A 10704-nucleotide genomic window follows, 5' to 3' on the forward strand; every position below is an offset into this window, starting at 1 on the left:
TTTTGCCCTCACTTGCACCCCATCTTCACTAAAAATAGACAGTGTAAGTTGCTCAACCTCCCTGGTGTTGATTAAATACACGACAATCGGCTGTTCTCTGCCACGAAGAATGAGGGGTGACTGTGGGTGCAGAGCTAGTGAGAATTACATCGCCATTAGCAGCAGTTACCCAACCAGTAGCTTCTACTATGCGATCTGATGTTGGGTTAATGGGATTTGTGGAAACTGCTGGAGTATTACCTACTTCTGGTTTGAGAGCCACCAAATCTACCTGCACTGCGTCAGCGCTGAGGGCTTCACCTGGATTAGGTGGTAAGCCACCGCGTCCAGTGATAATAAATTTGCTTTGCGCTTGAGAGCTACCCGCAGTACAACCTTGGGCTACACGGCTATCAATTGGTATGGCTGGTAAGTTGACTAAGCCACTGTTAGGGTCGATGTCGGGTGTGTTGAGTTTTACAGTGCCGTTTACACCAAACTCAGAACTAGCGGTGATGTCACTCAAAGAAGTTGGGTTAGAACGGGGCTGGATACCAAAGATGCCTTGAGATGTAATTTGGATATTACCCCCATTGCCTTCAAAGGCATTGGCAAGGATATCACTGTTTTCTGAAGGAACCGCGACGATGAAGCCGCTATTTATATTGATATTGCCGCCATTGCCATTATTGGCAGCTTCAGCAGATATCTTACTAGCACGGCGCAAAAGTAATAAGTCCTGCGCTTGCAGTAAAATATTGCCGCCTTCACCGCTTTCAGTGGCTGCGGACAGGAATGCTTGACCATCAAGGGTTATGGAGTTTGCTTGTTGAATCAGCAAGTTACCTGCGTTTCCTTGACCTTGGCTATTGACTGCTACGCCAGCACCCTCTGTGATAGTTAGTTTATTTGGATTAATGGAAATTGTACCACCCTCTCCTGTAGAGTTGATATCGGTGTTAGCAAATAGTCCACTAGCAGGACCTTCATTTCTGACTCTTTCTGGACCATACAAGGCAAATCGATTATAGAAAGTGCGATCGCTACCAGAGATAGTCACGCTGTCAGTAGTATTGATAGTGATATTACCTGCCCTGCCACTACCGCTAGTAGTAGTGAGTACTTGTCCACCGCCAGTAGCCTCAAAGGTATTAGCCTTAATGGTAATGCTACCTGCATCACTAGCGTTCAGAGTTTGAGCGTTGACAACTGCCCCATCTGCGACACGAAAAGCACCTGTATTAACTGTAATCTCTCCGCTCTGACCCTGCGCTCCTAGCTCAGTACTAGTTAACAGCCCTCGAGAAAATCCATTAGAACTGATCCCAGAGACAATCACAAAATCATCAGCTTTAATCTGAATATTGCCTCCCTTACCCTGCCCAAAGGTACTCGCACTCAGGAAAGCACCATTAGTTACACTAAGTGAATCAGCCGTGATGTTGATTTCGCCACCATCACCTATGGTTCCAGCTCCCACACTGCTGAGTACACCGCTAGAGAATGTATTGCTACCTACCCCATCAAATAAGGCTGTACCGCGAGCATTAATATTTACATTACCTGCATTCCCTTGTCCACCCAGAGTTTCAGGAGCTGTACGAAGAATGGACTGTATTTGAGCACCATTAGTTAGGGAAACAGAGTTGGTTGTGATGTTGATGCTGCGACCATTGCCTATAGCCTCAGGCTCCACAGTCATGAAAACTCCGCTAGAGACTGTATTGCTACCCACCCCATCAAAGAAGACTCTTTCGCCAGCTTTGATATTAATACTGCCCGTATCACCTGTCCCAAAAGTGCTGGCAAGTAGTCCAGCACCGTTAGTTAAAAAAAGCGATCCATCGGTATTAATATTGATGTCCCCACCTTTGCCGATAGCGTCAGGTTCTAAAGTGCTAAATGCAGAACTGGAGCCTCCATTTCTTCCCACACCATCAAATGAGACTCTATCACGAGCATTAATATTGATATTCCCTGCGTTCCCTTCTCCATAGCTGCTGGTAGTTAGTTGAGCGCCATTAGTGAACAAAAGCGCTCCAGTTTTGATGTTGATATCTCCACCCTTACCCATACCTGTTTTTTCTAACCTGCTGGATGCAGCCGTAGCGAATCCATAGTTATCCACACCGTCAAAGGAGACTGTATCACCAGCATTAATATTCAAATTGCCCCCATCTCCCTGCCCTCTACTGTTGGCAATTAGTAAAGCGCCATTGGTTAAAAAAAGCGAGCCATCTGTATTGATGTTAATGTCCCCACCGTTGCCCACAGCGTACAACCCTACTTGGCTGGATGCACCACTGGAAGTTCCATTGCTATCTATGCCATCAAAGGAAACTGTATCATGGGCGTTGATATTTATACTACCCGCATTCCCCCGTCCATCAGTGCTAGTCTCTAACTGAGCACCATCGGTTAAAGAAAGCGACCCAGTTATGATATTAATATCCCCACTCTTACCTACGGCTTCAGAATCTACCGTGCTGTATGCACCACTAGAAGTTCCATCGCTACTTACACCATCAAAGGAAACTGTATCACGGGCGTTAATATTTACACTACCTGCATTCCCCCGTCCATAAGTGCTAGCACTGAGGAAAGCACCATCAATTGCAGAAAGCGACTCAGCTGTAATGTTGATGTTTCCACCTTTGCCTAAAGAACTTATTCCCACTGAATTGGAGATAAAGCTCCCCTCTGCAATCTTTATTGGCCCTGTCGCATTGAGCGTAATATCTCCTGCTTGACTGTTAACCGATCCTAATTCTGACTGTATACCACCAACAAGCACACTTTCTCCCAAAACATCTAAGTTTTGGGCGTTGACTACAATACTACCTCCGGTGCTGCCACTAACAGAAACTAAAGATTGATTGGTCAAGGATACATCTGCTCGTTGCACTTGTTGAGGATTGGGAAAACTCAAACTCAGGTTATTGCCTTCTACATTTAGCCCAAGTGTTCCTACTCCGGTTAATCCTCCAAGTTCGATTCGACCATCCCCAGCCCGCAAAAACCCATTATCGATTAATATTCTTCCAGTTTCGGCTAGATTGGGGGAAACCTTGCCCCCTATTAGTAACAAACTTTGGCCATCAGGAACCGAGAGAACAGCTCTACTCTCAATAGAATTAGTCGGCTGCACTGTAATTTGATTGAATAATAAAGCTGAAGGATTGACTGTCAGCAAAGGTGGAGAATTCGGGTTGGAAGCATTAAAAAAACCTTGATTGTCAAATTGCAGTGCATTAGCTGTTGTCGCAACAAAAGAACCACCAATATTTAATTGAGCATTCTGACCAAATACAATTCCATTGGGATTAATCAGAAACAGGTTAGCTGTTCCATTAGCGCCAATTATCCCATCAATTGTAGAGACTGATCCACCCGTTACCCGACTGATGATATTTTGAATATCCGCAATATTATTAAAGAAAGCAGCACCGCCATTGGGGACAGAAAATTGCTGAAAACTGTGGAACAAGTTCCTTCCAACTTGGGTTCCCCCTTCAATGATACTGATGTTGTCTTGTGTTGTAACCCTGGAATTATTGGGTAGAGTACTATCGGGGGTAATTTGGGCAAAAGCGCAATTAATAGAAAAAGTGAATGTCTGCAATACAGCTTCGCCGATCGCACCACCTATCACCAATAAACTTCCCAGTGCGAATTTCCAGTACCAATGCTGCTTATATCGCTTCATTCTAAACATTGCACCCCTTATATAACCAGCAAGTAAACTACACCCTCTTATAAGGATAGATAGAAAACCTCCGGTAGGATTGTGAGAAATAATTACGAATAGTTACAATGCGATCGCTCACAAGTCTGCAATCAGCCTTGCCTTCCTCAAAAAGAATTGCATCACAGTCTCTTCTCTAGAAATAATATCGACTGTACCTTCCATTCCCAATTGCAGCGCACATAAGTGTTTGTCTCTACCTAGAGAAAGGCTTTCTGGCTCAATTGTGACCCCATAGAACGTACCAACGGCTGCCATCTTTTGGTTAGCAGATGTAGTGTCGGTGGCATTAGCAGCATTGCCTTGAGGTGCGATTGCATCGGGGGAAATCGTCTTAACCTTGCCTTTGAGAGTACCATAATCTGGATAAGGACAAGCAGAAACCCGCATTTGTACCTTTTGACCTTGCTTCAACTTATTTTTATCGTGAAGTGCTACTGCTGCCTTAATCTCTAAAGGGGCATCACTAGGAACAATTTGGGCAATCTCCTGTCCAGCAGGCACTGTTTGACCGGAGTTTCGCAGGTTTAATTTAGAAATAATTCCGTCTGCTGTGGCAATAATTCTAGTCTGGCTGAGGTCAATATTTACCTGTTGGAGTTCGCGGGTGTCACTCTCTAGCTGTTTTTGGATTTCAATTCGTTGCTGGATTAAAGCAAGACGTTCTTTATCTAAAGTAGCAATGTTAGCTTGACCCGTAGCTTTTTCTTGGGCAATGTGATTATAAGCGATCGCTACTTGTGCATTACTAGGATTAAGAGCAGTTTGGACATTTTGCAATTTGGCTTTAGCTGCCTGGAGAGCTTGTGATTGCTGGCGAACAGCTAGTTGTGCTTCTTCAAATTGATCTTGAGACAAGGCTCCGGCTTTGGCTACAGTCTCATAGCGATTTCGCTTTGACTGGGCAGCTTTCAGACCAGCATCTGCGGCTTTGACATTGGCATCCGCTTCTTCAACATCTGTAGCAGTAGTAATAACTTTATCTTGATAGTTCCGGCTGCGATCGCTTAATTCAGCTTCAGCGCCAGCAATAACCCGGTTGACCCGCTCAGTTTCAGCTAAAACCTGGCTATTAATAGCATTAATCTGGGCATTAATTTGAAACAGTTGCAAACGACTTTGCCCAATGTTATTTTGCAGTTGGCTCTTTTTGGTTTGCAGCTTCGAGTTGTCAATAGTAGCAATCACATCCCCTTTTTTGACAACTTGATTCTCTGCAACAAAAACCTGCGTCACCTGACCTTCAGTAGCAGCTTGAACGAGCCGCAATTCACCAGCAGGGCGGACAACAGCTTGTCCTTTAACTGTCACTTTATATTTGGTAACAAAGGCGAGTGGAACGCCTAACCCTACAGCACAGACAAGAACTAGTCCGCCCCAAGTAGTCCAACGACCAAGTGGTGGGAGAAACTCGTTGTCTTGAATTGGGGGCAAGTAGTCTGAGTTGGAATGGCTAATCATACTGTTTTATTTACTGATTGCGCTGAATTTACCGTTAGAATTAGAGGATAATGGCACTAAACCATTTGTAAATGGGTCAACGCCGTCTAAAAAGTCTAAGTGTTCACCTCTTTGATGGCGCAGAGCCTCTGGAGTGCCTTGGATTTTCAAACGTCCTGATTCCAGCAGTACAATCCAATCAGCCCGCCCGATGACTTTGGGGCGATGGCTAATCATAATTGTGGTTTTGCCCAGCCGATGGGATAACAACTTATCTAGCAGTTTGGCTTCACTTACTGGGTCGAGAGCGCCAGTGGATTCATCTAAAATTAATATTGGCGGGTGAGTAATTATAGCTCTAGCAATCGCTAATCTCTGTCGTTGTCCACCAGAAAGATTTGCGCCAAATTCGCCTAAAACAGTTTGATATTTATCGGGCAGTTTACTAATAAACTCATCTGCACCAGCAATCTCGCAAGCTTGCACAATTTGTTCAAACGTGATTTGAGGATAGCTGAAACGGAAGTTTTCAATAATTGAGCGACTCCAGAAGTGAGGTTCTTGAGGTACTAGCACCACCTGTTGCCGCAGACATTCCATCGAGAGGTCTTGCTGATTATAGATACCATAGCGGATATTGCCAGATTGAAGGAAATATAAACCAGCAAGCAGTTTGGCGAGGGTGCTTTTACCACAACCGGATTTACCAATCAGCCCAATAACTTGACCACCAGGGATAATCAGCGAAAAATCTTGCAGCAAGTCAACTCTACCTGCGTGGTGGAAATTAAGGTTAGTGCAAGTAATATCTATATTGCCCTTCAGTTCTGCCCAAGGCTTTTTCTGGTCTTTGTCGTCTTCTGGGGTAGCATCAATCACCTCCGTCAGGCGTTGGATAACAATCTGGGCAGTAATAAACTCATCAACTAAGCCGATAACTGAACTCAAAAAGCCGAGAAAGTTGCCACTCATACCACTAAACGCTAGCAACTGACCGATGCTTAAAGTGCGATTAATCACCAGATACGATCCTAACCACAGTAAGGCAATATTAGTGCAAGTAGAAAAAATATTAGTGATTGTGCCACTGTAAAGCCCCAGCTTCATCGTACTCCAGCCCAAGTTAGCAAGCCGACCATAATTTGCCTGATACTCTTGCCAAGCTTGGGGAGTGGCTTGGGTCGTTTTTAATACTTGGACACCGCGAAAAGTTTCAACGAGAAAGCCTTGGTTTTCTGTACCCAAGACGATCGCGTTGCGGGTTTTCTGGCGCAAAGCCGGGAGAAAAAGCAGATTGACGAGGGTGACAATCATAAAGGCAGCCAAGGAAGCCAAAGTCAGCCCCCAACTGTAAAAGAGCATGAAGCCCAAGGAAACCAAGGCGATAAAAAATTGGCTGGGTAAACCGAGAACAATTTGGGAAACTAGCTCATTGATGTGATTCACATCGGCAATCCGGCTGACTACTTCCCCACTGCGCCGTCCTTCAAAGTACGAAAGGGGCAAACGCAACAGTTGTCGCCCGTATTCTAGAATCAGTCCTAATTGCAGTCGTTGACCAAAGTGACCAATTAAGTGAGACTGTACCAAACCGATCGCACTGCTAAATAGATTCATAGCGATTGATCCAATTGCCACGACGGTTAGCAGTTGGGTATCTCCCCGCACTAACACATCATCAGTAAGTAATTGCATCATCAAGGGAGAGACAAGGGAAAGCAGCCCGATGACAATGTTAATTGCGATCGCTTGAATCAGAATAGCGCGATAGGGTAAAACCCGCATCAGATAACGCCCAAAGCCGCCAATTTTATCATCTGATTGCTGATAAAAGCGGCTGTCGTCTGGCGTTAGCAGCAGCATAATGCCATTACCCCACCCTTCGAGCAACTCCTCGCGGGTAAGGTAACGGATACCTACACCAGGGTCAGCAATTATATATTTTTTCCCCTTTTGCCCGTATAAAACGACCCAGTGGTAGCCTTTCCAGTGAATGATGGCGGGTAGAGGGGCTTTATGCAATTGGTCAATCAGTTGCTCTGAGGCTTTGACTTGACGTGTATTAAATCCTAGAGTTTCTGCACCCCGCCTCAAACCCAGCAGACTGGTTCCCCGCGAACCTGTACCAACTACTTCCCGCATTCGACTAATCGCAAAGGTGCGTCCGTAGTGTTTGGCAACAGTCGCAAGGCAGGCAGCACCACAGTCTTCTTCGCTGTGTTGTAATATGCTGTGGTATTTCATTGTTCAATGATTAAAGTAAGTAGCAGTAAACAGTAAATAGTTATCAGTCAATATTAGCAATTACTATCTCAATTATTAATATTAGGTAACTGATAAATTAAACCAGGATACTGTTAATAATGCCTCAGAAAATTTAGAATCTGAGGCAGCTTATGTTTCTAAGGAAAACCTTATAACAGTCTAAGGAAAGCTAAACCTATCCTACACGTTTGAGTGAAGTTAATGAGTCGTTGTAAAAACCTTTAGGAAGAGAGGAGTATTCGCCTGGTCCTAGAGGCTTTGAGTTGTATAGACCGTTATAGCCTGGATCTGCGTAGAAATTCCACTTACCTTTATAAATTATAAAAGATGATATCTCATCGTTGAAATTGTTGAAGCCCAAATTCCTCCTATATTTAGAAAGGTTTCTAAGACCATCATTATTTTTTGCGTTGACTTTTAAACTATCGCCCTTGAACCCTCCATCTACAAATAAAACTACATCTGGGTTATTACTTCCAGTATATCCTTCTCCACCACTACAGTTAGCAGCAACTTTATCGTCAAGTTCTATGACGGGAAGAGTTGCATCAATTTGTTTTAAATATTCTTTGATGTTTAACATTGTCACTTTCCTTCATTTCAGATTGATGTTGATGTGGAATTAGTGATGCATTATCTAACTCAATTTAAATATTCTGATATTTAATCAATAAACTCAATAGGTTTAAATTGAATTTTTACACATAAATAAAGGAGTTATGTTCTCATTGTTTGAATTGAAAAATTCAAAATTAAAGGTATTTTTGTCTGCATATTAAATCCTAGAGTTTCTGCACCCCGCCTCAAACCCACTAGGCTGGTTCCCGGCGAACCTGTACCAACTGCTTCCCGCATTCGACTAATGGCAAAGGTGCGTCCGTAGTGTTCGGCAACAGTCGCAAGGCAGGCAGCACCACGTCTTCTTCACTGTGTTGAAGTACACTTTGGTAGGGCATTTTTCTTAAAGACCTATCTTATTTTGTTTTTGAGCATAAAAAATTCCATGTAGGAGTGATCGTTCTACGCTCCTACAGGTATTATGTGTATTGTTTGCTCAGATTAGAGCTACTGTTCAGCTTTTAACTTGGATTTTTGAATGTCTGCCTATACCGGCTTAATAGAGTTGTCGAGAAATAGTGACTAAAATCGCTGAAAGACTTATATAGATGGGTTTCAATGATTTTAGTCAGAAATTACTAAAAAGTTTATCACAAGCAGGTTTTAAGAATTTTTGAGCTTATTACCCAACAAATTTAATGTACTTCGTCGATACCCACTGATTCACATCAAAAGCGAATTTACGAAATCCATTCTTCACAATAGCTGGTACTTGTAAGTAGTTTATTTGACCGGGATACCAGCGACCAACAACTTTGTAGTTGGTGCCCGGTCCAGAACGAATGTTTAAGTAACTAGAGACACCCTTAGTCGTGTACCGGGAAAGCCCGACCCCTCCCTGCATAGTTTCTGCTTCTTCAGGTTTCAATTCAACAATTAGGGATTCATCATGAAGATAGTTGAGTGTTTCCATCATTTTCTCCTTTATTTAAGATTCATGTTGATGTGGAATTAGTGATGTATTGTCTAACTCAATTTAAATATTCTGAGATTTCATTTAGAAAATCAAGGGTTAAAAACTAACTTTTTATACATAAATCAATGATTTATGTTTTTATTATTAAATTTATTTATATTAAAAAAAATTGAATTTATTATCTTCCAAACTAAACTTTTATAACGTCTTTTGACTATTCCAAATCATGGGATTTAAAACGGAGGCTATATCTCTATCCTTTCTGATTTTCACTATACCAAGGCTTAAAAAGCTGTACTGATGCTAATCCACTTGATAATTATGAATTTTTGTAACGAGTTGTGGAATTCATAGACTTTTGATTCGAGAAGTAAGCAGAGGTTCGCAAAGAAGCTAAACGAACTTCCAAAGAGTGCAAGTTCTACCAAGAGGAATCGTTATGGAAAATCCAGGTCTTTGTTTAACACCCTTTCAGCGCAGATACTTACTGAAAAGCTTAGAAACCGATTTACGTCCAGAATACCGCCGTCGCATTGAAATTATGCTGCTTTGCGATGCAGGTGAATCTCAGGCTCAAATTTGTGAAGCTTTGGGATGTTCTCAAGAGACTGCACGCTACTGGATTACGATCGCCCAAACAGGACAGGCTCAAAAATGGAGCGATCGCTTAATGGGACGGCCTAAAACTGTGAATGAGCAATACCTCACTCGCTTGAAAGAATTGGTAAACCATAGTCCGCGCCTTGTTGGCTATTCATTTGAAAACTGGACAGCAGAATGGTTAAGCAAGTATTTGGCAAAAGAATTGGAAATTAAGGTTAGCAGTTGTCACATTAATCGTTTGCTCAAGGAGATGGGGCTTTCCACCCGTTCAAAAGGTAATACAACTAAGCAAGAAACCTTACATCAAAAAGATTTAGGTGCAGCTCTTATTAAAAGACAGTACTCTTTGAAAAAGTAAAATTTTTCGTATCAAACCACCTGCCCTTCCCTACAAAGGAAGGGCAGGGTGGTTAGCTTAAGTTGACACGTATGAACATTACTATGTCCCTACAGAGTAATATATTTACCTGAAAATAACTGTTTGTTCTTTTGCTAAAGCTAATGCTTGTTGAGCATTTCTAAACTTTGTTTCATCTGTAAATTTATGACCAAAACACTTTAAATAAGCTTCCAAATATCGAATACGTAAGTATGGATCAGCCGGACTGTTAAGAAAGGGGAGGTCAGCTTCAACCATAAACCGGATAGCCAACAAGGGGATAGGGCTACGAAGTGGACGAAAATTTGGGTTGTGCAAACCAGGACTTTCATTACGTTTATGAAATTCTCCTATCATCAGTCCTGACTCAACAAACAAAGGTTTAAGTTTTTGTTGAACACTATCTACTAACTTAGGAGCATCTTCTATATGAATGTCAGGAAATATTAGTAAAAAAGCTCTATTTATTGCTAATTCACCCTCTTTAACTTCCATCTCAAGAAAGATATCTCGGTAGCGCCCAACAATTTCTTCTAATTGTTCTGGATACAAGTTTTTTGTATGGATAACTGCCAGACGAATACTGTTTGACTTGAGAGAGTGAGGTACAAAAGGGCAAACTACACCGGGTCTTCCTAAGTTAGGATGAGGTCTTCCTAAAAAATTTTTTACCCAATCCATAACTTCAATCAAGTAAGGAAGGTCTTCATTTTGCTCGAGTTGTTTGATTTCAAGAGGTGTATAAAGTTCCATGAGCTT

Annotated in this window: 7 protein-coding genes and 1 pseudogene; 1 reads left to right on the forward strand and 7 read right to left on the reverse strand. The window is 42.4% G+C overall.

The annotated features are described in order from the left end of the window. Positions 1-52: 52 nt before the first annotated feature. The 6 genes and pseudogenes from V7L20_RS18400 to V7L20_RS18425 form a co-directional block, all read right to left on the reverse strand. A complete protein-coding gene (locus V7L20_RS18400; protein ID WP_334745468.1) occupies positions 53-3685 on the reverse strand; it encodes a two-partner secretion domain-containing protein in 3633 nt (1210 codons plus the stop codon). A gap of 117 nt (positions 3686-3802) precedes the next feature. After that, a complete protein-coding gene (locus V7L20_RS18405) occupies positions 3803-5185 on the reverse strand; it encodes an HlyD family secretion protein (protein ID WP_334745469.1) in 1383 nt (460 codons plus the stop codon). A gap of 6 nt (positions 5186-5191) precedes the next feature. Then, positions 5192-7408 (reverse strand): peptidase domain-containing ABC transporter, encoded by a 2217-nt coding sequence (locus V7L20_RS18410; RefSeq protein WP_334745470.1) that lies wholly within the window; start codon positions 7406-7408, stop codon positions 5192-5194. A 196-nt stretch (positions 7409-7604) separates the two neighbouring features. Further along, the gene (locus V7L20_RS18415) at positions 7605-8012 is read right to left on the reverse strand and encodes a beta/gamma crystallin-related protein (protein WP_334745471.1); all 408 of its coding nucleotides are present in this window, start codon (positions 8010-8012) and stop codon (positions 7605-7607) included. A 191-nt stretch (positions 8013-8203) separates the two neighbouring features. Next, positions 8204-8385: pseudogene (locus V7L20_RS32775) on the reverse strand (cysteine peptidase family C39 domain-containing protein); the annotation flags it as partial. Positions 8386-8669: 284 nt separating this feature from the next. Then, entirely contained in the window at positions 8670-8963 is a 294-nt protein-coding gene (locus V7L20_RS18425; RefSeq protein WP_334745473.1) for an SH3 domain-containing protein, read from the reverse strand. A gap of 439 nt (positions 8964-9402) precedes the next feature. Between V7L20_RS18425 and V7L20_RS18430 the strand changes: the two genes are divergently transcribed. After that, positions 9403-9924, forward strand: a complete 522-nt coding sequence (locus tag V7L20_RS18430; protein ID WP_334745474.1) for a helix-turn-helix domain-containing protein — start codon at positions 9403-9405, stop codon at positions 9922-9924. Between the two features lie 105 nt (positions 9925-10029). On the opposite strand, the gene V7L20_RS18435 is transcribed toward V7L20_RS18430, so the two are convergent. Continuing rightward, positions 10030-10698, reverse strand: coding sequence for a DUF6875 domain-containing protein (locus V7L20_RS18435; protein ID WP_334745475.1), 669 nt, complete (start codon positions 10696-10698; stop codon positions 10030-10032). Between the last annotated feature and the right edge of the window lie 6 nt (positions 10699-10704).

Origin of the sequence: Nostoc sp. (genome assembly GCF_036916735.1) — a bacterium.
Lineage (GTDB): Bacteria > Cyanobacteriota > Cyanobacteriia > Cyanobacteriales > Nostocaceae > Nostoc.